The 23,792-nt window shown below is 70.4% G+C and carries 21 protein-coding genes, 1 tRNA gene and 1 pseudogene; 13 read left to right on the forward strand and 10 right to left on the reverse strand.

Annotated elements, in window-relative coordinates:
- A pseudogene (locus tag ACT3T5_RS16065) lies at positions 1 to 224 on the reverse strand (CidA/LrgA family protein); the annotation flags it as partial.
- A 75-nt stretch (positions 225 to 299) separates the two neighbouring features.
- Here ACT3T5_RS16065 and ACT3T5_RS16070 point away from each other — a divergent pair.
- The gene (locus ACT3T5_RS16070; protein WP_444594883.1) at positions 300 to 854 is read left to right on the forward strand and encodes a GNAT family N-acetyltransferase; all 555 of its coding nucleotides are present in this window, start codon (positions 300 to 302) and stop codon (positions 852 to 854) included.
- A gap of 10 nt (positions 855 to 864) precedes the next feature.
- Here ACT3T5_RS16070 and ACT3T5_RS16075 read toward each other — a convergent pair whose 3' ends face one another.
- From ACT3T5_RS16075 to ACT3T5_RS16095, 5 genes are all read right to left on the reverse strand, one after another.
- The gene (locus ACT3T5_RS16075) at positions 865 to 1,104 is read right to left on the reverse strand and encodes a hypothetical protein (RefSeq protein WP_444594884.1); all 240 of its coding nucleotides are present in this window, start codon (positions 1,102 to 1,104) and stop codon (positions 865 to 867) included.
- 12 nt (positions 1,105 to 1,116) lie between these two features.
- Complete coding sequence (locus ACT3T5_RS16080) at positions 1,117 to 1,665, reverse strand: pyridoxine/pyridoxamine 5'-phosphate oxidase (RefSeq protein ID WP_444594885.1); 549 nt, start codon at positions 1,663 to 1,665, stop codon at positions 1,117 to 1,119.
- A 92-nt stretch (positions 1,666 to 1,757) separates the two neighbouring features.
- Positions 1,758 to 2,420 (reverse strand): response regulator, encoded by a 663-nt coding sequence (locus ACT3T5_RS16085; RefSeq protein ID WP_444594886.1) that lies wholly within the window; start codon positions 2,418 to 2,420, stop codon positions 1,758 to 1,760.
- Positions 2,410 to 3,780, reverse strand: a complete 1,371-nt coding sequence (locus tag ACT3T5_RS16090) for a sensor histidine kinase (RefSeq protein WP_444594887.1) — start codon at positions 3,778 to 3,780, stop codon at positions 2,410 to 2,412. Before ACT3T5_RS16090 ends, ACT3T5_RS16085 begins: the two co-directional genes overlap by 11 nt.
- Complete coding sequence (locus ACT3T5_RS16095; RefSeq protein WP_444594888.1) at positions 3,777 to 4,892, reverse strand: hypothetical protein; 1,116 nt, start codon at positions 4,890 to 4,892, stop codon at positions 3,777 to 3,779. Before ACT3T5_RS16095 ends, ACT3T5_RS16090 begins: the two co-directional genes overlap by 4 nt.
- 779 nt (positions 4,893 to 5,671) lie before the next feature.
- Here ACT3T5_RS16095 and ACT3T5_RS16100 point away from each other — a divergent pair.
- Positions 5,672 to 6,319 carry a hypothetical protein gene (locus tag ACT3T5_RS16100; protein ID WP_444594889.1) on the forward strand — a complete coding sequence of 216 codons (648 nt, stop codon included), beginning with the start codon at positions 5,672 to 5,674 and terminating at the stop codon, positions 6,317 to 6,319.
- 72 nt (positions 6,320 to 6,391) lie between these two features.
- Here the strand turns inward: ACT3T5_RS16100 and ACT3T5_RS16105 are convergent, their stop codons facing one another.
- The gene (locus tag ACT3T5_RS16105) at positions 6,392 to 6,790 is read right to left on the reverse strand and encodes a winged helix-turn-helix transcriptional regulator (protein WP_444578494.1); all 399 of its coding nucleotides are present in this window, start codon (positions 6,788 to 6,790) and stop codon (positions 6,392 to 6,394) included.
- 65 nt (positions 6,791 to 6,855) lie between these two features.
- Here ACT3T5_RS16105 and ACT3T5_RS16110 point away from each other — a divergent pair, with 65 nt between their 5' ends.
- Positions 6,856 to 7,749, forward strand: a complete 894-nt coding sequence (locus tag ACT3T5_RS16110; RefSeq protein ID WP_444594890.1) for an alpha/beta fold hydrolase — start codon at positions 6,856 to 6,858, stop codon at positions 7,747 to 7,749.
- Between the two features lie 45 nt (positions 7,750 to 7,794).
- Here ACT3T5_RS16110 and ACT3T5_RS16115 read toward each other — a convergent pair whose 3' ends face one another.
- Positions 7,795 to 9,384, reverse strand: a complete 1,590-nt coding sequence (locus ACT3T5_RS16115) for an AbgT family transporter (RefSeq protein ID WP_444594891.1) — start codon at positions 9,382 to 9,384, stop codon at positions 7,795 to 7,797.
- Positions 9,385 to 9,441: 57 nt separating this feature from the next.
- On the reverse strand, positions 9,442 to 10,854 hold the full coding sequence (locus ACT3T5_RS16120; protein ID WP_444578490.1) for a M20 family metallopeptidase: 1,413 nt from the start codon (positions 10,852 to 10,854) through the stop codon (positions 9,442 to 9,444).
- A gap of 183 nt (positions 10,855 to 11,037) precedes the next feature.
- Between ACT3T5_RS16120 and ACT3T5_RS16125 the strand changes: the two genes are divergently transcribed.
- From ACT3T5_RS16125 to ACT3T5_RS16165, 9 genes are all read left to right on the forward strand, one after another.
- A complete protein-coding gene (locus ACT3T5_RS16125) occupies positions 11,038 to 11,991 on the forward strand; it encodes a PTS sugar transporter subunit IIA (protein WP_444578489.1) in 954 nt (317 codons plus the stop codon).
- 108 nt (positions 11,992 to 12,099) lie between these two features.
- Positions 12,100 to 13,695 (forward strand): PTS ascorbate transporter subunit IIC, encoded by a 1,596-nt coding sequence (locus ACT3T5_RS16130; RefSeq protein WP_444594892.1) that lies wholly within the window; start codon positions 12,100 to 12,102, stop codon positions 13,693 to 13,695.
- 305 nt (positions 13,696 to 14,000) lie between these two features.
- Complete coding sequence (locus ACT3T5_RS16135) at positions 14,001 to 15,644, forward strand: sodium-dependent transporter (protein WP_444594893.1); 1,644 nt, start codon at positions 14,001 to 14,003, stop codon at positions 15,642 to 15,644.
- A gap of 157 nt (positions 15,645 to 15,801) precedes the next feature.
- The gene (locus tag ACT3T5_RS16140; protein WP_444578484.1) at positions 15,802 to 15,909 is read left to right on the forward strand and encodes a methionine/alanine import family NSS transporter small subunit; all 108 of its coding nucleotides are present in this window, start codon (positions 15,802 to 15,804) and stop codon (positions 15,907 to 15,909) included.
- Positions 15,910 to 16,243: 334 nt separating this feature from the next.
- Positions 16,244 to 17,434, forward strand: a complete 1,191-nt coding sequence (locus tag ACT3T5_RS16145) for a hypothetical protein (RefSeq protein WP_444594894.1) — start codon at positions 16,244 to 16,246, stop codon at positions 17,432 to 17,434.
- 214 nt (positions 17,435 to 17,648) lie between these two features.
- A complete protein-coding gene (locus ACT3T5_RS16150; RefSeq protein ID WP_444594895.1) occupies positions 17,649 to 18,959 on the forward strand; it encodes a cation:proton antiporter in 1,311 nt (436 codons plus the stop codon).
- Positions 18,960 to 19,440: 481 nt separating this feature from the next.
- The gene (locus tag ACT3T5_RS16155; protein WP_444578480.1) at positions 19,441 to 19,971 is read left to right on the forward strand and encodes a flavin reductase family protein; all 531 of its coding nucleotides are present in this window, start codon (positions 19,441 to 19,443) and stop codon (positions 19,969 to 19,971) included.
- 137 nt (positions 19,972 to 20,108) lie between these two features.
- The gene (locus ACT3T5_RS16160) at positions 20,109 to 20,951 is read left to right on the forward strand and encodes a DUF5694 domain-containing protein (RefSeq protein ID WP_444594896.1); all 843 of its coding nucleotides are present in this window, start codon (positions 20,109 to 20,111) and stop codon (positions 20,949 to 20,951) included.
- A gap of 83 nt (positions 20,952 to 21,034) precedes the next feature.
- A tRNA-Ser gene (locus ACT3T5_RS16165) sits at positions 21,035 to 21,119 on the forward strand.
- 106 nt (positions 21,120 to 21,225) lie between these two features.
- Here ACT3T5_RS16165 and ACT3T5_RS16170 read toward each other — a convergent pair.
- Positions 21,226 to 22,287: an Rv2578c family radical SAM protein gene (locus tag ACT3T5_RS16170; protein ID WP_444594897.1), complete on the reverse strand. Its 1,062-nt coding sequence runs from the start codon at positions 22,285 to 22,287 to the stop codon at positions 21,226 to 21,228.
- A 273-nt stretch (positions 22,288 to 22,560) separates the two neighbouring features.
- On the opposite strand from ACT3T5_RS16170, the gene ACT3T5_RS16175 reads away from it, so the two are divergent.
- A complete protein-coding gene (locus tag ACT3T5_RS16175) occupies positions 22,561 to 23,778 on the forward strand; it encodes a hypothetical protein (RefSeq protein WP_444594898.1) in 1,218 nt (405 codons plus the stop codon).
- Positions 23,779 to 23,792 lie beyond the last annotated feature (14 nt).

Genomic DNA, 23,792 nt, shown 5'->3' on the forward strand with positions numbered 1-23,792 from the left:
AGCAGCTGCAGGTGCGCGAGCAGAGGGGTCGCGGCCGGTTCGGCGACGCGCAGCACGGCGCGCGTGGGCCGGAGCAGACCGAGCACCACCAGCAGCACGATCCCGAGCACCACCCCGGGGACGGGCAGGCCCAGCAGCGCCGACAGGCCCAGGCCCACCATCTGCGCGAGCAGCAGGACCACGAGGCCGAGCAGCACGGGAGGGAGCAGGGCGGCGCGGGACATCCCGGTCAGGGTAGCCCGACGGGACGCCCTCGCATCGCGTTGACCACGACATACCGCGCACCGCACACTGCCCTCATGCCGCGCGCGTCCCGCACGTCCCGCACGTCCCGCACGCCCCTCGCCTTCCCCCTGGTCGGCGAGCGCGTGCTGCTGCGCCCCTTCGAGCAGACCGACGCCGCAGCCGCGCACAGGATCTACGGCGATCCCGAGGTGATGCGGTACGTCGGCGACGGCGACGCGGTCTCGCCGGCGACGACGACGCAGATGATCACGGACTACCGCCGCCACCAGGTCGAGCACGGCTTCGCGTTCTGGGCGGTGATCGATCGAGGCACCGGCAGCCTGATCGGTGATGCCGGGCTGGAGGTCACCCGGTTCGGGACCGAGCTCGGCTACACGTTGGCCCGCGACGCGTGGGGGCAGGGTCTGGCCACGGAGGCTGCGCAGCTGTGCGTGGACGCCGCACTCGGACCGCTCGACATCTCGCGCCTGGTGGCGGTGGCCGACGTCGAGAACCCTGTCTCGGCGCGGGTGCTGGAGAAGCTCGGCTTCGCCCTCGCCGGGACCGTCATGGCCTACGGCCGTCCGCACCGGCGCTTCGTCCCCGACCGGGACCACGCCCAGAGCTGACGATCAGTGATCAGCGATCCTGTTCTCGAACTCGATCCCCGTCCCGATCCCGGCCGGAAGCTCGCGACTCCAGCACGCGACCGACGATGATCATCGCGGCGCCGCCGACCATGTAGAGCAGACCGAAGTTGCTCCAGGAGATGCCGCCGTGCAGAAGGGCGAGCACGACGGTTGCCACCAGTCCGCCCACGAGAAAGACGAGGCCGCTGCGCTGCAGGGTCCGCGGGTAGAAGATAGGCGCTTTCGCCATGCCGTCCTTCCGTCATCTGCCCTGGGCGTGGTTCCAGGAGCCGTCCTCCCGACGGTAGCTGATATACACATGGTTCCGATCCGCGCGGGCCTGCATGAACTCGATCAGCTCAGGTTGCAGGGCGTAGACCTGCCATTCGGGGTTCGGAGTCCCGTCGGACGTGGGGCGGGCGAGCCAGTCCCGCTGCGAGACGTCCTCCCCGAGGGCAGTGACCACGCCGGTGACCTGCACCTGCCGTCCGCTCTCGCGCCAGAAGAAGGTCATGGCCGCGCGGGGATCGTCCGCGAGCTGATGCGCCTTGGCCGAGGTGTTGCGCGTGGAGATCTGGAAGCCGGTCTCGTCGAGGTCCTTGAGGATCAGGGTGCGGCCGACGGGTCCGCCGCCCGGCAGGAGTGTCTGGAACGTCATCGCGTGAGGCTGGCGGGTACCGCTCGCGATCGCCTCGTCGAGCCAGGTCAGGAACAGCTCCGTCGGGTCCTCGGGCAGCGCGTCGAGATCGAGATCGGGCATCTCCTCGGGGAAGGCGGGCAGGGCGCGGAGGCGTGCGGCGAGGTCGCTCATCCCGCCATCCTGCGGGCAGCCCGCGCAGAGGACAAGGCGCGCTCAGGCGTCGCCGAGCATGCAGCGCTCGGAAGGCGTCGCGCGGCGCGACCTCACGGCTCGACGAGCCCGGTCCGGTAGGCGACGACGGCGGCCTGCGTGCGGTCACGGGCACCGAGCTTGCGCAGCACGGAGGCGACATGGGTGCGCACGGTCTCGGTGCCGAGCACCAGCTGCGCAGCGATCTCGGCGTTGCTCGCCCCGCGGGCCACGGCCTCGAGCACCTCTGCCTCCCGCGGGGTCAGCGCCGGACCGGTGTACGCCGCGGTGGCCGCGCGAGGCTGCAGCAGCGTGCGCACGGCGTCGGGGAACAGCAGGCTGTCACCGTGGGCGATCGTGCGCACGGCCTGCACCATCTCCTCGGCGCGGGAACGCTTCAGCAGGAAGCCCGACGCCCCGGCCAGGAGCGCGTCCAGCACATGCCCGTCGTGCTCGAAGGTGGTCACGACCAGCACCTTCGGCGGTTCGGGGAGGCGCAGCAGCAGCTCCGTGGCGCGGATCCCGTCGATCTCGGGCATGCGCACGTCCATGCACACCACATCCGGGGCGTCACGTCGGGCGAGCTGCACGGCGTCGGCGCCGTCATCCGCTTCGCCGATCACCTCGAGATCGTCCTCGGCGTCGAGGATCATCCTCATGCCCTGGCGGACCAGGGGCTCGTCATCGACCAGCAGGATGCGGACCGGGTCGCGGGTCATGTCTGACTCACGAGTCATGTCGGGGCCTCTCGGAGAGGATCGGGAGCTCGGCGCGTGCGCGCCAGCTGCCGTCGGACGGTCCGACGTCCAGCGTGCCACCCCACAGCTCGAGGCGCTCCCGCAGCCCCGCGAGGCCGCGCCCTCCACGCCGTCCCGCCGAGCCCTCCGAGACCTCCGAGACCTCCGAGACCTCCGAGACCTCCGAGACCTCCGAGACCTCCGAGACCTCCGAGCGAGCATCATCTTCCCGCAGGGCCGTCGCCGACAGCGGGTTGCACGTCTCGACGATCACGAGGCGTTCCCCCATCGCCCTCGCCCCCTCGGCGATGCGCAGCCGCACCGGACCCGCGCCGCCGTGGCGGTGCGCGTTGGTGAGCAGCTCGGTGACGATCCGGGCGAGGTGCTCGTGCTGAAGACGGGGCAGGCCTCGGGGGACCTCCATGCTCGCGCGCAGATCCAGGCCGGCACGACGGTGGTCCTCGAGGACACGGTCCAGGCGAGGCGCGGCTCCCCCATCGGCCGCCTCCCCGTCGGCCGCCTCGTCGCGCAGGCCCGCGAGCACCTCATCGAGCTCGAGCAGCGCCTCGCGCGCGGTGGCCTCGATCTGTGCGAGGGACCGCGCGGCCGCGTCCTGGTCGCGGATGATGACGTGCCCGCCGGCAGCCGCCTGGACGCTCACGATGGTGAGGGCGTGACCGATGCCGTCGTGCAGGTCGCGGGCGATGCGAGTGCGCTCGGACTCCCGGTCGATCCGGGCCAGGGCCAGCTGGAGACGATCCCGGGAGGTGGGTCCCAGCAGCCGTGGCGCGAGCTGAGCGGCGAGCCGTCCGAGCGGGAGGAAGGCGGTCAGGGCGATGACGGCCGAGAGCAGCGCGGCGGCGGCGATGCCCAGCCGTCCGGCCGCCGTGCTCGCGGTCGGCACCAGGGTGCTCTCCCCGCCGCGGAGCGCTTCGACGAGGGTGAGCACCGAGGCGGGGAGCAGCATCGTCAGACACGCCGCGACCAGCAGTCCCAGCAGCAGGTGCAGCTGCACCCACACCACGTCCTGCACCCGGTGCACGAGGCCCGGCCGAGAGGGCACCACCAGCTCGGAGTCGACGCCGAGCATCGAGCGGGCGGCGGTGACCTCGAGCTCCCGCACCCCGGGGACCAGCCCGAGCAGGCCGCCCAGAAGGATCGCCAGCAGCACACCGGGCAGGAGGAGCGGGACGGGCAGCAGCTGCTGGCGGGGCACGGGGACCACGAGCGCGAGGACGAGCACGACGGTCGTCCCGATCGCCGCGCCCGTCATCAGCCACGCGAAGCGGCTGCCCTGCTGTCGGACCTGCTGTCGGACCTGCCGTCGGACCTGCCGTCGGACCTGCCGTCGGATGCTCACGCCCCCATCCTGGCCGAGGCGGGGCCTCCGGCGCGAGGGTCGATGGTCGACCGGCGGTGGCCGACGTACCCCCACACGGCGAGCGCGAGCGCCGGGCCCCAGATCCAGCAGGGGAACACGAGCGCGAACTCGAGCGCCGAGGCGAGACCGAGCGACGAGGCGCCGAGCACGATCGGCACCGCTGCGAAGCACAGCAGGGCGGCGACCGTGAACCCGGGGATCGCGGCCGTGGCGACCGGGACCGCGCGCCCGCCGACGGCGGGGAACCAGCGCGGGAACACCTCGCCCCACGGACGGATCAGGCCCAGGGTGAGGAGCACGGCGAGCCAGGCCCCGGTCGAGAGCGCGAGCCCCCACACCCGGATGGAGGGATCACCAGCGGCCATGTCCCCGCCGAGCAGCGGCCACGGGGTGAGCCAGGTCAGGCGGAGCAGCGCGTACGGGAGGGGTCCGCAGGCCGCGATGAGCGTGAGGATCCGGCGCCGGCGCACGGTCCACGCTCCCAGCGCGCGCAGGGTCCCGGTGTCGCGCAGCGCGAGCAGGGAGATCGCGGCCCAGAGGGCGCCGGCGACGACGAAGTGCGCGGTGGCGAGGATCAGGGGGCCGACGGCGAGCATGCTGGGCAGGATCATCGAGGCGAGATGGGCGATCGTCCCCGCCCCGACGACGGTGCCCAGGATCAGCAGGGCGAGCAGCGGGACGCCGACCGCCCATCGGGCCCGACCTCCGTGGACGACGAGCAGCACCCCGATCGCGCCCAGCAGGAGCGGCATCGCCAGGGCGATGAGGTAGCCGGTCTGGGCGAGCGTCATGAAGCTCGCGAAGCCCAGGCCGAACAGGGCGACCTGCAGGCCACCCGCCACGGCCAGCGCAGGACCAGGCCGACGGGACAGGCCGACGACCCCCGCCACCGCCCCGAGCAGCGCCACGACGATCTGCAGGGCGTACAGCGGACCTCCACCGAGCAGCTCGAGCAGAGGAGGAGGCGTGGCGGACGCGGTGAAGAGCGCGGCCTCCGGGGCCATGAGCCACCGGATTCCGAGGGCTGCGCTGATCAGACTGCTGAGCGTGCCCAGCAGGAGGATCCGGAGGGAGCGGGGGGCTGCTCTCACGGCGTCATCGGGGCGTGGCCCCGCAGCGTCGTGGAGGCGCGGGCCCGCAGCGTCGTGAGGGTGCTGCCCCGCAGTGTCGTGGAGGCGCGGGCCCGCAGCGTCGTGGAGGCGCGGGCCCGAAGTGATTCCGCGGCGTGATCTCGGTGTCGTGGGGCGTGGGCGTGGATTCGGTGCTGTGGTCATGTCCCGAGACTTCGCTCATCGGCGCCGCCCCACCTCCCCCGCGCGGGTGAACACTCTCCCCCTGGAACGCTCCGGCGAGTGCGACCTTCGGGATCTCAAGGTCCCAGGACGCCAGCGTCAAGGTCGCACTCGACGAGTGGACGGCTCGGATGACTCGGACGACTCGGACGACTCGGACGACTCGGACGACTCGGACGACTCGACCTGGGCCGGGGCTCCCCCGGGTCCGCCCCGATCTCGCAGGCTCCACCTGCCTCCTGCCCCCTGCCCCGTCTGCCCCCTGCCCCGCCTGACCCTTCTGAACCTTCTGAACCTTCTGATCGTTCTGAACCTTCTGAACCTTCTGAACCTTCTGACCTGCAGGGGAGCCGGCGCCCCGGTCCGATCCCGTCGCCTGTTACGCGTGACACCCAGCGTGCTACGTCACGCACGTCTTGCGGCAGGTCCCCGGTCTCTCACAGCGTGGGTCGAGACGGACGACGACCTGCGACCCGGGCGCGCCCCGTCACGATTTCACCGTCACGACGTCACCGTCACGATTTCACCGTCACGACGTCACCGTCACGACTGCCAGGTATTCATCGGAAGGATCCCGGATGACGACCCCCATGACCACCCCCATCAGCCGGCGCACGGCACTGCGCGGACTGGGCTTCGTCGGCCTCGCCGCGACGACCGGCCTGTTCGCGACCGCCCAGGCGAACGCCGCGAGCAACCTCGTCGTCGTCGATCAGACCGGCACCGGGCCCTGGGAGGGCGAGAACTGCGGTCCGACCTCGGCCGTGATCGCGCTGGTCGCCGCCGGCCGCTCCCCCGCGCACTACGTCTCCGGGGCGAAGGGCGCGACCGTGGGCGGCAACGCCACCGCGGTCAAGGACATGCGCGTCGCCTGCGGCCTGTCCCCGCAGGGCGATGCGTCCGCCAAGAGCGTGGACTACTGGGGCGCCTACCTCTCGGACCTCGAGACGGGGATCCGCGAGAACGACCGCACCGCCACGCACGCCCAGTTCGAGGAGGGCGTGGTCGCCGCCGCGAGCGGATCGGTCGTGATCCTGCACGTCCATCACGGGACGCTGATCGGCGAGGACGCCGACTACGGCCACTTCGTCGTCGCCCAGGGCAAGGACTCCGACGGCAACATCCTGGTCTCCGATCCGGGGCGGGCGCAGACGATCGGCATCACGGGCTACTCACGCCAGCACCTGCTGGATTCCCAGCGGGACGACGCCACGATCGTCAGCTGAGCGGCAACGCCGACGGCGGGCCACTCTGAACCGCCGCGCGGCCGGTCCTGCCCAGCGCGTCGGCCACGGCGATCAGCTCACGGCGTCCGCCTCGTCGATGGCTGCCATGTTGGCCTCGGCCCAGGTGCGCAGAGCGGACAGCGGTACCTCCAGGGACCGTCCGAGCGGCGAGAGCCGATAGTGCACGGCAGGCGGGACGCAATCCTCGACACGGCGCACGACCAACCTGTCCTTGGACAGGCTCTGCAGCGTGCTCGAGAGCATCTTCTGCGAGATCCCCGGGATCCGGCGGCGCAGTTCCGCGAACCGGATCTCCTCCGACTCAGCCTCGGCCAGCACCTTGATCACCATCGAGGTCCACTTCGTGCCGATCCGGTCCAGCAGATGGCGGGTGGGGCAGTCCGGGTCCAACAGGTCACCTCCGCGTGACCCAGCGCCCGTCGAGGCCGCGTTCGGCTGCTGGTCGGTCACCTGGAGCTCACCACCTGAGAGAGAAGTGCCGTCTTCTGGTCTCTGACAAGACCACCTACGGTGACATGGTAACCAATGGTGACCAGGAGGTCTCATGGACGTCACCGACGCGTCTCATCATGGCCGGCACGATCCAGATCAACGTCGCGACAGCAGGTGAGGGACCGCCGGTGCTTCTGCTGCACGGGTTCCCCCATACCTGGCGCATCTGGACACCCGTCATGGAGGAGCTCGCCGCTGCACACCAGGTCATCGCCCCGGATCTGCGCGGCTTCGGCGGGAGCACGCAGGCGGAAGGACGGTATGACGCCTCGACGCTGGCCGGCGACGTCGAGCACCTGCTGGATGCGCTGGGCATTGCCTCCGCACCGGTGGTGGCGATCGATGCTGCGGTGGCGCCCGCCTTCCTGCTCGCCCTCCGCCGTCCGGAACGGGTGACGGGAGTCGTGCTGATGGAAGGAACACTGGGCCGGCTCCCCGGGGCCGAGGAGTTCTTCGCCTCCGGCCCGCCGTGGTGGTTCGGGTTCCACCTGGTCCCCGGATTGGCCGAGACGGTCCTCGCCGGCAACGAGTCGGCCTACGTGAACTGGTTCCTGGCCACGGGCGCGCCCCTGCGCGGAGTGCCCGAGGAGATCCGGGCACCGCTCCTCGCCTCCTACGCGCGGCCCGGAGGCCTGCACGGGGCGCTGGCGTACTACCGGGCGCTTCCGGAGTCGTCCGAGCAGCTCGCGGAGGCCGCAGCGACCGGTCGGCTGACGGTGCCCACGGTGGCGATCGGGGCAGCGACGGTCGGCTCTGCCCTCGCCGGGCAGCTGCGGCCGATCACGGACAGCCTGACGGAGATCCTCATCGAGGACAGCGGCCACATCATCCCCATCGATCAGCCCGAAGCGCTCCTCGAGGCACTCCTCCCCTTCCTCGACAGCCTGGGCGGAGCGACATCGGCGCGACGAAGATGACCTCGCTCCCGAGCGGAAGCCGGTGCGACCCCTGCCTGGCGGCTGTCACTTCTCCAAGAAGATCCCGTTGCCCGGGCCCAGGGGCAGGTCGAACACGAAGAACACGCCCAGGATGACCGTCCAGACGATCCAGAACGGCACCACGAACGGCAGCATGCGCGCCATCAGGGTGCCCAGGCCCGCGCCCGGCTCGTACTTCCGGATCATGCCCAGCAGCACGATCATGTACGGGTTCATCGGGGTGATGACCTGGGTGGCGGAGTCGCCCACACGGAAGGCCGCCTGGGTGAAGGCGGGCTCGTAGCCGATCAGCGCGAACATCGGTACGAACACGGCGCCCATGATCGCCCACATGGCGGAGCCGGAGATGATGAACAGGTTCAGGCAGCTGGCGAGCAGGATGAAGGCGATCACGGCGGGGAAGCCGGTCAGGCCCGCGCCCTCGAGCCCGGCGGCGCCGGTCACGGCGATCCAGGTGCCGATGCCGGACCAGTTGAACAGGGCGATGAAGTTTCCCAGCACGAAGGCGAGCACCACGAAAGGCAGCATCTCCTTGAGCGACTCGGTCATCATGTCCACGGCGTCACGGGTGGAGCGCACCGTCTTCGTGGCGATCCCGTAGGCCAGGCCGAGCACCACGAAGTACGCGACCACGATGAACACGATCGAGCTCAGCAGCGGGGACTTCGGCAGGAAGCCGCCGTCCTCGTTGCGCCACGGGGAGTCCGGGATCAGGAACGCCACCAGGAAGATCGCGGTGAGCACCACGGCGCTGATCACCGCGGCGAGCAGGCCCTTGTTCTCCTCGCGGGTGAGGGCGGCGCGCATCTGTTCGGCGCTCTCGGCGCTGTCGGCAGCGCCCTCGACGGCGACCTCGTCGCGGTTGATGCCCTGACGGGTCAGGCGCGGCTCGAGGACCTTGTCGATGATGAACCCGGCGACGAAGCCCAGGACGATCGACGAGGTGATGTTGAAGAACCAGTTCGAGACCGGGTTGACCGCGGTGGTCTCGAAGCCGGGCAGGGCGCCCATCACCGACGTGGTGATGCCGGCGAACAGCGCATCCAGCGACGTCGGGAAGATGTTCGTGGAGTAGCCGGCGCCTGCTGCGGCGAAACCGCCCAGCAGGCCGGCCACGGGGTGGCGGCCGGCGGCCTTGAACACGAGGGCCGCGAGCGGGGGGACCACCACGAAGGCGGTGTCGGCCATGATCGAGGAGATCACGCCGACGAACCCGACCACATAGGGCAGCAGCCAGGCCGGTGAGGTGCCGAACAGCTTGCGGATCCCGGCGGCGAGCAGTCCGGAGTGCTGGGCGATGCCGATCGCCAGCAGGATCGGCAGCACGGTCACCAGCGGCGGGAACCCGATGAAGTTCTCACCGAGGGTGGTGGTGAGCCAGGTCAGGCCCTCCCCCGTGAACAAGCCCTTGATGACGGTGGGTTCCTCGGCGCCGGGCACGGAGACGACCACGCCGCTCCAGGCCATCGCGGTGGACACGATGCCGGTGACCGCGAAGAGGACCAGGAAGAGCATGAAGGGCTCGGGCAGCTTGTTGCCCGCCCTCTCCACGCCGTTGAGGATCTTGTCGGTGATGCCGGTCGTGGCTGGTGCGGTCGATGCCGTCTTGCTCATGGGGACTCCGGACGAGGCAGGTGGAGGGGCGGGGCGGGATGCTGGCCGAGGGGCCGGTCAGTCGAAGAACGACGGCACGTCGATCGCGCCGCCGGCCTCCTCGAACTCGGTGGCCATAGCCGTGGCCAGCTGCGGGTCGTGGAGGGCGTCGAGCACGGTCGCGGCCAGGCCGTAGGCCCCGTCGGCCGCCGCGGACCGGGCGTCCTTCGAGACGGCCCAGGTCGCGAACTCGCGGGTGTGGAGGGCGACCTCGGGCGGGGCGATCCGGATCACCGGGTGGATCCCGGGCACGCGGTAGCTGACGTTGCCGAAGTCGGTGGAGGCCGCGAGGATCGGGGAGACCACGCCGAAGGGCAGCGGATCGCGGCCGCGGCGGCGCTGCGCCTGGACCCAGCGCCCGGTGAGGGCCTCGTTGGTGCGCACCGGCAGCGACGGCGGGTGCTCGTCCCAGCTCACGGTCACGCCCACGCCGGCCATGAGGGCGGCGCCGCGGGCCACGTCGTCGACCCGCGTCGAGAGGTCCTTGAGGGTCTCGGGGCGCTGCGAGCGCACGTACAGATCGAGCTTCGCGTAGTCCGGCACGACGCTCGCGCGCTCGCCGCCCTCGCGGATCACGGCGTGGATGCGGTCCGACGGCGGGGTCTGCTGCCGCATCAGCCCGATCCCCTGGTACATGAGGTTCGCGGCGTCCAGGGCGTTGCGGCCCATGAACGGCTGCGCGGAGGCGTGGGCGGTGTGCCCGTGGTACTCGACGGTGAGGGTCCGACGCCCCAGCCAGGTCTGATCGGCCAGGTCATAGCCGTAGGGGTGGGCCATCACGGCGGCGTCCAGGCCCTCGAAGGCACCTTCCCGTGCCATGTACTCCTTGCCGGTGTGGCCCTCCTCGGCAGGGGTCCCGAGGAACACGACCCGTCCGGGCACGGCCGACGGGTCGGCCTTCGCGAGCGCCGCCAGGGCCAGGAACGCGCCCAGTCCCATGACGGCGATGACGTTGTGGCCGCAGCCGTGGCCCACGCCGGGCAGCGCGTCGTACTCGGAGAGGATCGCGAGCGTCGGCCCGCCCGTCCCGTCGGCCTCGCCGCTCGCGGCCCCGCTCCCCACCTCGGTCCCCGAGATCTCCGCCCGGATCGCGGTGTCCAGGCCGTGCACGCCCAGCTGCGCCTCGATGCCGTGCGCGGCGAGGACGTCGACGATGGCGCGCGCCGAACGGTGCTCCTCGAAGGCGACCTCGGGGTGCTCGGCGAGATCGAGCATGAGGTCGATCATCTCGGAGCCGTCGGCCGCGACGAGCTCCTCGAGCCGATCGTGCAGGGCGCTGTTCGCCCCGTCGAACGACGAGCCCGGATGGGTCGCGGTGCGCATCGCCGCTTCCCGCTCGTCATCGAGCTGACGGAGGTAGGCGGTGGACACCTCGGTGTGCTGGGACTCCGGGCGTGAGGACTCGGGGTGCGGAGCCGACTGAGTAGACATGCCGACGACAATAGGCACCGGGCGGCAGGAGCCCGTGCATATTGCGCGGTGTTTCCTCACGTGTGAGGTGCGCTTCCGAGACGGCTCTTGCACCTCCTGGTGCGCGCACTGCGACGCTCGTGCGGCGTACGCTCGAACGTCCGCATCTGCGGCACCTCCTCCCTCACCCGAAGAAGCTCCCCCATGTCACAGCTCAGCGATCTGGTCGACCCCTCCGCCATCCTCCTCGACGCTCCGGCGCAGGACTGGCGCGCAGCGATCCGCCGGTCCGGGGACCTGCTGGTCTCCGTCGACGCCACCACGAGCTCCTACACCGACGCGATGATCCGCACGGTCGAGGAGCACGGCCCCTACATCGTCATCGCGCCCGGCTTCGCGCTCGCCCATGCCCGCCCCGACGAGTCGGTGCTGCGCACGGCGCTGTCGTTCGTGCGCCTGGCCGAGCCGATCCCGTTCGGGAACCAGGCCAACGACCCCGTCACCCTGGTCATGGCGCTCGCCGCCGCGGACGCCTCCGCCCACCAGGCGGCGCTCGCCGCCCTGGCCGGCGTGCTCGCCGATCCGGAGGGACGCCGCGCGCTGGATACGGCGTCGACTCCGGCGGAGGTGCTCGCCGCCCTCGGGGCCGACGGGGCCGACGGGTCTGGCACGTCCGACGGGTCTGGCACGTCCGACGGGTCTGACAGGTCCGACGGCTCCGAAGGCGCCGAGGATTCCGGCGGAACCAGCCGCTCCGGCGCGGCTCCTGCAGCGGCAGCAGGCTCGTCGGCCGCAGCGGGCTCATCGGCCGCAGCGGGCTCATCGGCCGCAGCGGGTTCGGCGGCCGCCGTGGATCCCGACGCGGTCCCCTCGAAGAACCTGATCCTCACGGTGTGCGGGAACGGGCTGGGCACCAGCCTCTTCCTCAAGAACACCGCGGAGCAGGTCCTGGACCGCTGGGGCTGGTCCTCCTACCTCGACATCCAGGCCACCGACACGATCTCCGCGAAGGGCCGGGCGAAGGAGGCGGACGTCATCCTCACCTCCGGCGCCATCGCGGACACCCTGGGCGACGTCGGCGTCCCGGTCGAGATCATCGAGAACTTCACCTCCCAGGTGGAGATCGACGCCGTGCTGCGGCGCGTCTACGCCGTCTGAGCCCGACCCACTGAGCTCGGCCATTCGAGCCCGACCCACTGAGCTCGGCGCACCGCCGGCTCTCCCCGCCCCCGCTTCCCCTTCTCTCCCACCCCACGGAGCAAGACCATGAATGTGCTCGTCTCGATCGCCGAGTTCCTCGTCAACGAGGTCCTCAGCGTCCCCGCCTATCTCATCGGCATCATCACCGCGATCGGTCTGGTCGCCCTGCGCAAGTCCGCCGGGCAGGTGGCCGGCGGCGCCCTCAAGGCCGTCCTCGGCTTCCTGCTGATCGGCGCCGGCGCCACCCTCGTCGCCGCCTCCCTCGAACCGCTGGGCGTCATGATCCAGGGCGCTCTCGGTGCCCAGGGCGTGGTCCCCACCAACGAGGCCATCGCCGGGATCGCCCAGGAGAAGTTCGGCGCCCAGGTGGCGTGGCTGATGATCCTCGGCTTCCTCGTCGCGATCCTGCTGGCCCGTTTCACCCCGCTGCGCTATGTGTTCCTCACCGGCCACCACCTGCTGTTCATGGCCACCCTGATCACGGTGGTCATGGCCTCGGCCGGCATGCCCACCGTGGTCGTCGTGGTCCTCGGCGCGCTGCTGCTGGGCATCCTCATGGTGTCCCTGCCGGCCCTCTCCCAGCCCTGGACCCGCCGCATCACCGGGGACGATTCGATCGCGATCGGCCACTTCGGCACCGCGGGATACATCGCCGCGGGATCCGTCGGCCGCCTCGTGGACCCCAAGGGCCGCAGCCGCTCCACCGAGGACCTCAAGGTCCCCGAATCCCTGCGCTTCCTGCGCGACTCGATGGTCGCCACCGCCCTGTCGATGGTGCTCATGTACCTCGTCGTCGCCGTCGTCTACCTGGTGCGCGCCGGCCAGGCCACCGCCTTCGACGCCTTCGAGGGCGGCGCGACCGACGTCGGCAACTACCTCATGCAGTCCGTGACCCAGGGCCTCCAGTTCGGCATCGCCGTGGCCGTGATCCTCTTCGGCGTGCGCACGATCCTCGGCGAGCTGGTGCCCGCCTTCCAGGGCATCGCCGCGAAGGTGGTGCCCGGCGCGATCCCGGCACTGGATGCCCCGATCGTGTTCCCGTACGCGCAGAACGCCGTGCTGATCGGCTTCCTCTCGAGCTTCGCCGGCGGCCTCGTGGGCCTGCTGGTCCTCGGCGTGTGGCTGGGCCCGGTGCTCGGGCTGGCCCTGATCCTGCCCGGCCTGGTGCCGCACTTCTTCACCGGCGGCGCGGCGGGCGTCTACGGCAATGCGACCGGCGGCCGACGCGGCGCGGTCGCCGGCGGTTTCGTCAACGGCCTGCTGGTCACCTTCCTGCCGGCGCTGCTGCTGAAGGTGCTGGGCTCCTTCGGCTCGGCGAACACCACCTTCGGTGACACCGACTTCGGCTGGTTCGGCATCCTCATCGGCTACTCGGCGCGCACCGGTGTGCTGCCCGGCATCATCCTGCTGGTCGTGGTCGGCGCGGTGATCCTCGGCGGCGCCATCCTCATGCAGCGCCGCGTGGTCGACGCCGGCTGGGATCCGTCGCCTGCTCGCGCCGCGGTCGGTGCAGCCGCCGGGGCAGGTGCCGGGGCAGGCGCCCCGGGCAACGGGCCGACGGACGCCGGCTCCGCCTCACCTGCGGGCGTCGGCTCCGGGCGCTACCCGCGGGTCGCGCCCCCGGCCGGGGCACCCACTCCGCCGCCGCCTCCCGCCGACTGACCCCACCACCGGCAGACCTCACCACCTGCAGGGCCGCAGCGTCCTGCATCGGCATACGGCCCGCTCACCTCGGCGAGGTGGCGGGCCGTGCGCCACCGCACGACCTGGCGGACGAGTATCATCCGTGCACGATGCACGGTCGCCCACCCCACCGCTCGCGCATCTCCGGCCTTCGCACGGGCGCGAGACCCGCCGACCGTGCGCCGTCCCGGCATCGCGCCGGGTACGCCCCTGCCCGTCCCCATCCCGCACGCCCCACCCAGCCATCACTCCTCGGCGCACGCAATCATTCGGAGGCGACACCTGTGAGCGCACCATCCCCCTCCCCTGCCACGACGGCCTCGAGCGCCGACCGCGGGGCCTTCACCGGCCGCACCGCGTTCATCTTCGCGGCCATCGGCTCCGCAGTGGGCCTCGGCAACATCTGGCGCTTCCCCGCGGTGGCCTACGAGAACGGCGGCGGCGCGTTCATCCTGCCGTACCTCATCGCCCTGCTCAGCGCCGGCATCCCCCTGCTGTTCCTCGACTACGCGATCGGCCACCGCTGGCGCGGCTCCGCGCCGATGGCGTGGCGTCGCTTCAGGCGCTGGACCGAGTTCATCGGCTGGTGGCAGGTGCTGATCGCGCTGATCATCGCCCTGTACTACGCCCTGATCCTGGCCTGGGCCACGAACTACACGATCTTCTCCTTCGACCAGCGCTGGGGCGACGACGCGGAGGGCTTCTTCGGCGAGTTCACGCAGGCGCTCGGCGGTGCCGACGTGACGCTCTCCTTCGACGTGGTCCCGGCGGTGCTGATCTCCATGATCGTGGTGTGGCTCGCCGTCATCGTGGTGATGGCGCTCGGCGTGCAGAAGGGCATCTCCGCCAGCTCCGTCGTGTTCATCCCGCTGCTGGTGCTGATGTTCGTGATCCTGGTGGTGCGCTCGCTGTTCCTCCCGGGGGCGATCGACGGCCTCGACGCCCTGTTCAAGCCCAACTGGGGGGCACTGCTGGACGCGAAGGTGTGGATCGCGGCCTACGGCCAGATCTTCTTCTCGCTGTCCGTCGCCTTCGGCATCATGCTCACGTACTCCTCGTACCTGAAGAAGAAGACGGACCTCACCGGCTCCGGCCTGGTGGTCGGCTTCGCGAACTCGAGCTTCGAGATCCTCGCCGGGATCGGCGTGTTCTCCGCGCTGGGCTTCATGGCGCAGGCGCAGGGCGTGGCGATCGACGAGGTCGTGACGGACGGCGTGGGCCTCGCGTTCATCGCCTTCCCGACGATCATCAGCAAGGCTCCGGCCGGGGCCCTGATCGGCGTGCTGTTCTTCGGATCCCTCGTCCTGGCGGGCTTCACCTCCCTGATCTCAATCGTCGAGGTGGTCATCGCCGCGATCCAGGACAAGTTCGGCTTCGCCCGCATCCCCGCGACGCTGTGGGTGTGCCTCCCGCTGGCAGTGGTCTCCATCGTCCTGTTCTCGACCACGATGGGGCTGCCGCTGCTGGACGTGCTGGACAAGTGGGTCAACGAATACGGCATCGTCGCGGCTGCCCTGGTCTCCACGATCATCGTCACCTACGTGGTCAGAGGCCTGCCCACGCTGCGCGACCACCTCAACGTCAAGGGCACCTTCCCGATCCGCACCTGGTGGATCGTGTGCGTCGGCGGCGTCGCCCCGATCGTCCTGGGCGCCTCGCTGGTGCTCAGCACCATCGACCTGCTCACCGCTCCGACCATCTACGGGGAATATCCGAGCTGGTTCGTGGTCGTGTTCGGCTGGCTGATGGCGATCGGCCTGCTGGTCATCGCGATCGGGCTCTCGCTGATCCCGTGGCCCGCCGGCTCGAACATCTACAAGGACGACTCCGACGGCGACCCGATCGCCCCCGCAGCCGTGGCCGGCAGGGGCCTGGTCTCCACGCCCGAGGCGACCACTCCCCACGAGCTGCGGTCCGCCGAATGGTGACCGCCGCCCCGCACCCGATCCCGTCGGCACCACTGACTTCGTCTGCACCACTGACCCCGTCGATCTCGTCGACCTCGTCGGCCCCATCGATCTTGTCGACCTCGTCAGCCTCGTCGATCTCGTCGATCTCGTCGATCCCCCTCAGCAAGGAGTGACCATGTCTGTCTCTGCAATCGTCATGATGTCCATCGCGATCATCGCCGTCTGGGGCGGCCTCGTCGCCGCCATCGTCAACATCGTCCGACACCCCGAGAAGGACGTCTGACCCTGCCCGGCGGGGGCGGGGGCGGGGTCGGGGCCACTGCGGCCTTGCGCCGCCCCGCTCCGCCTTGCCTTGCCTTGCCTTGCCTTGCCTTGCCTTGCCTTGCCTTGCCTTGCCAGCATGCGCCGTCAGCATGCGCCGAGTGGCCCCTGAGGACCTGTCCGAGGCACCGCGATAGGTCCTCAGGGACCACTCGGCGACCCTCCCCTCCCGCCATGCCGCGAGCGTCCCCGCGGACCGTGCCCGCGGGGTCGGCACCGTTCCTCCCCACAGGCCGCCCTTCCACAAGGATGGATCCGCGTCGGAGCAGGCACTGCATGACCCCTACGGTCGCCGCATGCGTGCGACCCCGCTCCCCGACCAGGTCCTGCTGCCCCGCAGTCGCTGGCGCGAGCTGGGCGTCTCGACGAATCGCCTGAGCAGCGACGAGTTCGTCCGTCCGCTGCCCGGACTGCTCACCCCGCGCCGTGCCCCAGCGTCCTTCCAGGCAGTGGCCGCCTCCCTGCAGAGGACCGTGGTCCCGGGCGCCGTACTCAGCCACACCACGGCTGCCGTGCTGTACGGAGTCCCGGTCCCGGTCGACGCCGACAACGGGGTCGGTCTCCTCGTCAAGTTGCGCGATCCGCAGGACGGCCGGCACCGGCTCAGTCTGCTCGCCCCACGGAACGATCCGGACGCGCCGCCGCTCGCGGACCTCTGCCTCGACGGCCCCAACCACCCCGCTCTGGAGCTTCGCCTCCCCCACCTGCATTGCCGTATTCCTCCGGGGCCCCGTGCCAAGGCCGGGCAGCACGTCACGGTCCATCGCCTGACAGTGGGCAGAACCCGCAGGTGGAACGGTCTCGTCCTCTCTGCTCCGCCCGATCTCCTGCTCGAGCTCGCCACGACCCTCGAACGCGACGAGGTGGTGATCGCCCTGGACCACTTCCTGGGGCCCCACAGCGCCTTCGGCCCGACCAGTCGGGAGGCCATGCGGCAAGCCTTCGAACCGTTCCGGGACCGCCCCGGCTTCCGCGCTTTGACCAGTGCTCTCGCCGACGCGCGGGAAGGGGCCGAGTCCCCGGGAGAGACCCGGACACGCCTCCTCGTCCTCCGGGCCGGGTCCCCCGAGCCGACTCCGAATCTCCGCGTCCCCGACCCGGATTCCGGAACCACCCGGCGCATCGACAACGCCTACGCATCGCTGCTGATCGGCGTCGAGTACGACGGCGACATCCACCGCAGCAAACAGGCATGGCGCGAGGAGCATGCTCGGCGTGACTCCTTGGAATCCGCCGGGTGGACGCTCCGACGGCTGACAGCGGCCGACATCCGCCGCCCCTCCCGATTCCTCAGCGCCCTGCGCCGCAGCGTCCTCGCCGCCGGCGCTCCGGCCCCGCCGGTGAGCAACTGGAAGGGAGCGACCGGGCGCGCTCTCAGCCGGCCCCGACCACGACCCGGCCCCCGACCGCGCTCCCGGCCTGGTCACGGCCCGCTGGCGGGCACGCCTTCGCTGCCACCTCCACCATTGGCCGCTGAGGACCTATAAGAAGCACCGCAACAGGTCCTCAGGGACCAATGGGTGGATAGAGCAGCGAAGCGGTCCGGGGCAAGGGAGCTCGGGGGCAGCAGCGCGAACTCGGCAGCGGAGCGAACTCGGCAGCGAGGCGGGCGAGGGCTCGGCGTCCCCGGTGTCGCCCCCTCGTTTTCTGACCGACAATGGTCATGGAAATCCACTCGACGTCGGACGAAGGACACCGCCCATGGCCGAGGCGCACATGCTGGTCGACAATCTGCTGTCCATGTGGTGGATCGCGCTGGCGGCGGTCCTCGCGCCGCTCCTCGCGCTGGTCACCCGGCGCACCATCCCGGACGTGGTCTGGCTGCTCGGCTTGGGGGTGCTCATCGGCCCTTACGCGCTGGGGCTCGCCGAGCAGACTGAATCCGTCGAGTTCCTCCGCGAGCTCGGCATCGGCTTCCTCTTCCTGCTCGCGGGCTTCGAGGTCAACACCTCGGACATGCGCGGCAAGCAGGGCCGTCACGCCGCTCTGACCTGGGCTCTCTGCGCACTGCTGGGAATCGGGGCGGGCTTCCTGATTCTCCAGGGCGACTGGCACACCGCGGTCGTCTTCGGCATCGCGTCGACCTCGACAGCGCTGGGAACCCTGCTGCCGATCCTCAAGGACTCGGGCGTGATGAACTCGCCGCTGGGACGGTCCACCATGGTCCATGGCGCCTTCGGGGAGCTGCTGCCGATCGTGGCGATGTCCTTGCTGCTCTCCACCCGCGGCACCTGGCAGGCGGCGCTGATCCTGCTGCTCTTCGCCGTCCTCGCCGTGCTGACGGTGGCGATCCCCGGGCGGTTCTTCCGCCGCATCCCACTGCTCGGGAGAGCCTTCGCCGCGGAGTCGAACTCGACGATGCAGACGACGCTGCGGGTGACCGTCTGGGTGCTGATCTCCTTGATGCTGCTCACCGCCGTCCTCGAGCTCGACGTCGCCCTCGGGGCGTTCGCAGCCGGGCTGCTGCTGAACGCCGCTCTCCGGTCCGCCTCGCCGACCCATGCCGACGAGGTCATGCACAAGATCGAGATCGTCGGGTTCAGCCTGCTCATCCCGGTCTTCTTCGTCACCAGCGGGATGAGCATCGACCTCGCTGCGGTCCTCGCGCAGTGGCCGCTGCTGCTCGGCTTCGTCGCCGTGATCGCGCTGGTCCGCGGGCTCCCGGTGTTCCTGCGCGAGACCTTCACGACCACCCATTCAGGCCTGGGGACGCCGCGTGAGCGGGGCGCTCTGAGCCTGTACGCGGCGACGGGCCTGCCGATCATCGTCGCCGTCACCCAGGTCGCCGCGTCCTCCGGGCTGATCACCACCACCATGGCCTCGATCATGGTCACCGGCGGAGCTGTCACCGTGCTGGTGTTCCCGTTCCTCGCCACGCGGCTGATGGCACGCGGGACGTCGCCGGGCACGCCGGGAGATCAGGCAGCCCGGGGAACTCAGGGAACTCAGGGAACTCAGGGAACTCAGGGAACTCAGGGAACTCAGGGAACTCAGGGAACTCAGGGAACCTAAGGAGCACAGGAGACGCCCGGGACACCAGAGGCGCCGGAGACGCCGGACGAGTCGGCGACTCAGCGGTAGAGGTGAACCGCTCGCCTCACCGTCGGCTCGACATCTGAAACACTTCAGATTCGCCGGTGAGGGGTGGAAGTACCGGTGCGCACCGGCGCCATGGCCGCCGTCCAGGAGCTCAGCTACCGGCCCGGCTCCCAGCAATGCAGGGAACTCCGCCGGGCAGGCGGCAGCGGGCTGATCGGGGTGCTGCCCACCGACCTCGGGAATCCGTGTCGCACGGACGTCATCGCGATAATCGAGGCGGAGGCAGAGGCGGAGTTCCGGGGCCCAAGGATCGTGATCGCCCGCTGCCGAACAGGTCTTCCGCCGTCACAATTCTGGCGGCAGAACAGCACGGCCCCTATGTTCGCTATCGTCACCCGAAAGTCCCCATAGGACCCAGGAGTCCCAGACCGAATCCCTTCGAGGAGGGCAGTCCATGCCGTCTGACCCCACGACCTTCACCGATAGTCCCACCAAAGCCGATGGCGCCCTGGACCGGGAGACCTTCGCCGACCTCTTCCGTCGCCATCCCGCCGGTGTCGCCGTCGTCACGCTGACCAACGGGACCCGACCCCTCGGATTCACGGCGACGTCCGTGATCTCCGTGTCCGCGCAGCCCGCCGTGCTCGCGTTCTCCATCAACGACACGTCGTCCTCGTGGCCGGCGCTCAGCCAGGCCGAGACGGTGACGGTGAACCTGCTGGCCGCGAACCAACGTCAGGTCTCCACCGTGTTCGCGACCTCCGGCATCGACCGGTTCGCACAGGTCGCCTGGCACCATCTCCCCACCGGGGAGCCCGTGCTGGACGGCACCGCGGGGTGGATCAGCGGCCGGATCCTGCAGCGCGTCCCCGCCGGCGGCAGCCATCTCGTGATCGTCGCCGCGGACCGCGCAGAGATCGCGAACGACGAGCCGCTGGTCTATCGCAACCGCACGTACCACCAGCTCCTCGAGTACGAGATCTGAGCTGGCGGAGGGCGCCGCTCGATAGCCTGGACCATGCCTCCAGCACAGAAAGGTCGACGATGTCCTCTCCCCCGCTGAGCACGGAACTACTGATCGTCCCGACCGCGCACCTGTCTGCGAGCACACCGGAGCCTGCAGTGGCTCGTGCACGCGAGCGCTTGGCCGCCTGGCGACCGAACCTGGTGGCGATCGAGGCCCTGCCGGGGAACCTCGTCGTCGAGTACGAGCAGCGCGGCGGGACGTTCGCTGACTTCCAGGTCGGCGGGGCGATCGACGCCCGATGCGGTGCCGCTCTGCTGAGCTCGCCGCCGAGCGATCTCTGGGTCGCGCAGCAAGAGGCTTGTTCACCCGACAGCTCGCTGACAGACCAGGTGCTCGCCTGGATCCGGGCCCGCGAGCCGATCAATGCTCTACTGCTTCCGTACCAGGTTGCGAACCTCGATGAGCCGGTCAGGGAGTTCCTCGACGATCTCGCGGGCCGACGCCGGGAGACCATCTCGATCGGCGCGCACATTGCTCGAAAGCTCGGCCATTCTTACGTCGCGCACGTTGACGACCATGCCGGTGTCGAGTACATCGACCCGCTGCCCGAGGGATTCGAGGCGGAGCTCCTGGGCTACAAGGAGGAGATCTCCGGTCTGCTCGCGGAGGCTGTCGCTCCACCGCATCTCGTGGAGGATCTCTGGGCTCAATGGCGGTTCTACGCATCGGATGACGTGCGGGCCACGACCGAACGTCTGGAGAGCTCGGAGCGCCTCGTGGGCGGAGAGGGCACCCCGCGGCTGCGACGGGTGATGCTGGCGAACTGGCGCGCGAGGAACCTGGCGATCGCGGCGCGCCTGCGGTCGGCGACGGGTGCCGTCCCCAGCGGACGGGTGCTGTTCGTCGTCGGCTCGTCCCACGAGGCGCCGCTGCGTACCGCCCTGGGCACAGATCAGTACGACCTGCGACTGGTCGAGCTCAAGGAGCTGGAGCCCTGAATAGGAGCGAGTGTGACCTGCGCCCGCTCGGTTCGCACCACCCCTGGGTGTCGGGTACGCTGATGCCTGCTCTTACGAGCGCTGGAGGATTCGCCTAGCGGCCTATGGCGCACGCCTGGAACGCGTGTTGGGTTAACGCCCTCAGGGGTTCAAATCCCCTATCCTCCGCCGAAGAAATGCCCCTCACCTGCTGGTGGGGGCATTTCTGCATCCGCTAGATTCCGAACAGTCGCACCACTCAGCACAGCCGCGCCTCTCCGCACAGCCGTGCTCGTCAGAACAGTGACGGCTGCGGGACCAGGTCGAGTGCGGCCGGGGCGGGCCGCACCCTGCCGGCCCGGGCGGCTCTGCCAGCGGCGGCCCGTCGTTGCTCGGGCTGGTCCTCGTCCTCGTGGATGTCCAGGCCGTGGCGCTGCAGCAGCGGCCGCACCCGCTGGGACAGGTTCTTGCGATAGCTCGCCGGTGCATAGGACTCCCGGCCGTAGAAGCGCTGATATCCGGTGGCGAGCTCGGGATGCTCCCGCTCGATCCACTGGAGGAACCACTCCTTCGCGCCCGGCCGCAGGTGCAGCGCCCCGAAGACGACGCGCTCCGCACCAGCCGCGGCGATCTGCGCGAGGGCTTCGTCGAGCTGGGCGTCGGAGTCGGTCAGCCACGGCATGATCGGCATGAGGAACACGGTGACGCGGAAGCCGGCGTCGGCCGCGGCGCGCACGGTCGCGAGCCGCGCGGCGGTGGTCGGGGTGCCCGGCTCGATCGCCTTCTGCAGGTCGTCGTCGAAGACGGCGATCGACATCGAGAGGTCCACCGGGACCCTGTCCGCGGCCGTCGTCAGGAGCGGGAGGTCCCGCCGCAGCAGGGTGCCCTTGGTGAGGATCGAGATCGGCGTGCCGCTGTCGGCGAGGGCGGAGATGATCCCGGGCATGAGCCCGTAGCGCCCTTCGGCACGCTGATACGGATCGGTGTTGGTGCCCAGTGCCACGAGTTCGCGGCTCCAGGAGCGCTTGGCGAGCTCGGCGCGCAGCACCTCGGCGACGTTGACCTTCACGATGACCTGCTGGTCGAAGTCGGCGCCCGCATCGAGGTCGAGATAGGTGTGCGTGCTGCGGGCGAAGCAGTAGACGCAGGCGTGGGAGCACCCGCGATACGGATTGACGCTCCACTGGAACGGCATCGAGCTCGAGGCGGGTACCCGGTTCAGCGCAGATTTCGCCGTCACCTCGTGGAAGGTGACGCCCTGGAACTCGGGGGTGCGCACGCTGCGCACCAGTCCCTTCATCCCGAGGAGGGCCTGGGAGCGCTGCTCGTCGTCGATCGCCTGTCCACTCCATCGCATACCGCACAGTCGAACGCGTGTTCGATCTTTTGTCAAGGAGGCGCGCAGGCTCCGTCCTCGCGGCCGACGTTCGCCACCTCGTGACCGCATCGGGACCTCCGGCGTCGACACCGTCGAAAGCCCACGTCAGCGGCATCGCAGTGCCCGGCCCACATGCCTCAGGGCCGTCGGCACGGGTCGACCCGCGACGCCGAACCCCCTGTTCCTCCGCTCGCTCCGTCCTCCCCGGATATCGTGCGAGCTGCAACGGCCGGGGAACGCAAGGGGGAGCGCATGTCGGGCACAGGGGACGGCGCGCCGCATAACGGCCCTCCGGGGTACGGGGGCGACAACCGTGATCGGCCGCAGGGCTGGGGAGCACAGGGCGCCGACCCCGACGCCACCCATCAGGCGTGGAGAGCGGACCAGCCCCACCCGAACGCTCGCTCCGGCGCCTCCCCGTACAACGCCTCGTCCCCTGCTCCGCAGCACAACGGACAGTTCAGCGGCTCCCCGCAGGCCCCGGGTCGACAGCCCTCCCCCGGGCGCCGTTGGGCACTGATCGCGGTGGCGTTCGGCTGCATCGCCATGCTGCTGCTCGTGATCGGCGGAGGAGTCCTCTACCTGACCCTCCAGCGCAGCGGCGGGACGAACCCCTCCGTAGCAGCCCCGTCGGACCCCGAATCGACCTCGACGCAGCCCGCGGAGACCGACTTCTCGACCGACCCGGCGGACTCGACGTTCGTGGGGATCTCCCCGCTCGACACCGTGGACGGCGATGCCGACGACGTGTGGGCGGTCATGGCCAACAACCCGCTGACCACCGGCTCCCTGCCCGATGTCAGCAGCTGCAAGATCCCCGAGACCCCGGTCGAGCAGACCGTGGAGGAGCTGCAGGCCGCCCTCGACGCCGCCAACGACTGCCTGAACTTCCTGTGGTCCAGCGCGAACTCCGACCGCGGGCTGCCCTGGGACGGGCCGACGGTCCAGGTCTACACCTACCCGGACATCCCCAGCTCCCCCTGCGAGCCGGACACCTTCGAGGAGGACTTCCCGCGGGTGTGCAACCTCGACTTCACAATCTATTGGCCCGCGGGCTACGGCACGGGAGCCGAGCAGACCGATCCGGCCGCGGTGCCGGGCGCCTATGTGTGGGACCTGTCGTACCTGTACATGAACACGGTGACCTGGAACAGCTCGCTGGCGTTCTACTTCAACGCGCTCGACGAGAAGCTCGCGGACGATCCGGAGCGTGCTGACGAGGCCTGGCGCCGCTACAACCTGCAGATGCGCTGCCTCGCGGCGGCCTCCACCATGCAGGTCCCCGCGGCCGCGCAGCCCACCCCGGAGATGATCGAGACGCTGCTCGATGAGTCGACCTGGCCCACGGAGGACGAGCCGCACAGCCTCGAGCCGGCGTCCCGCGTGCGCTGGCTGAAGGTCGGACTGGAATCCGACGGCGACGTCTCCCAGTGCAACACCTGGCTCGCGCCGTCGGACCAGGTGGCGTGATCTCCCGCGATCCG

It is taken from the genome of Brachybacterium sp. AOP3-A1-3, assembly GCF_052378285.1.
Classification (GTDB): Bacteria; Actinomycetota; Actinomycetes; order Actinomycetales; family Dermabacteraceae; genus Brachybacterium.

Excerpts from the sequence above, each read along its gene's own strand:
- ACT3T5_RS16070 (WP_444594883.1), top strand. The coding sequence starts at position 300 with ATGCCGCGCGCGTCCCGCACGTCCCGCACGTCCCGCACGCCCCTCGCC.
- ACT3T5_RS16075 (WP_444594884.1), bottom strand. The coding sequence starts at position 1,104 with ATGGCGAAAGCGCCTATCTTCTACCCGCGGACCCTGCAGCGCAGCGGC.
- ACT3T5_RS16080 (WP_444594885.1), bottom strand. The coding sequence starts at position 1,665 with ATGAGCGACCTCGCCGCACGCCTCCGCGCCCTGCCCGCCTTCCCCGAG.
- ACT3T5_RS16085 (WP_444594886.1), bottom strand. The coding sequence starts at position 2,420 with ATGACTCGTGAGTCAGACATGACCCGCGACCCGGTCCGCATCCTGCTG.
- ACT3T5_RS16100 (WP_444594889.1), top strand. The coding sequence starts at position 5,672 with ATGACGACCCCCATGACCACCCCCATCAGCCGGCGCACGGCACTGCGC.
- ACT3T5_RS16110 (WP_444594890.1), top strand. The coding sequence starts at position 6,856 with ATGGTAACCAATGGTGACCAGGAGGTCTCATGGACGTCACCGACGCGT.
- ACT3T5_RS16115 (WP_444594891.1), bottom strand. The coding sequence starts at position 9,384 with ATGAGCAAGACGGCATCGACCGCACCAGCCACGACCGGCATCACCGAC.
- ACT3T5_RS16120 (WP_444578490.1), bottom strand. The coding sequence starts at position 10,854 with ATGTCTACTCAGTCGGCTCCGCACCCCGAGTCCTCACGCCCGGAGTCC.
- ACT3T5_RS16125 (WP_444578489.1), top strand. The coding sequence starts at position 11,038 with ATGTCACAGCTCAGCGATCTGGTCGACCCCTCCGCCATCCTCCTCGAC.
- ACT3T5_RS16130 (WP_444594892.1), top strand. The coding sequence starts at position 12,100 with ATGAATGTGCTCGTCTCGATCGCCGAGTTCCTCGTCAACGAGGTCCTC.
- ACT3T5_RS16140 (WP_444578484.1), top strand. The coding sequence starts at position 15,802 with ATGTCTGTCTCTGCAATCGTCATGATGTCCATCGCGATCATCGCCGTC.
- ACT3T5_RS16145 (WP_444594894.1), top strand. The coding sequence starts at position 16,244 with ATGCGTGCGACCCCGCTCCCCGACCAGGTCCTGCTGCCCCGCAGTCGC.
- ACT3T5_RS16150 (WP_444594895.1), top strand. The coding sequence starts at position 17,649 with ATGGCCGAGGCGCACATGCTGGTCGACAATCTGCTGTCCATGTGGTGG.
- ACT3T5_RS16155 (WP_444578480.1), top strand. The coding sequence starts at position 19,441 with ATGCCGTCTGACCCCACGACCTTCACCGATAGTCCCACCAAAGCCGAT.
- ACT3T5_RS16170 (WP_444594897.1), bottom strand. The coding sequence starts at position 22,287 with ATGCGATGGAGTGGACAGGCGATCGACGACGAGCAGCGCTCCCAGGCC.
- ACT3T5_RS16175 (WP_444594898.1), top strand. The coding sequence starts at position 22,561 with ATGTCGGGCACAGGGGACGGCGCGCCGCATAACGGCCCTCCGGGGTAC.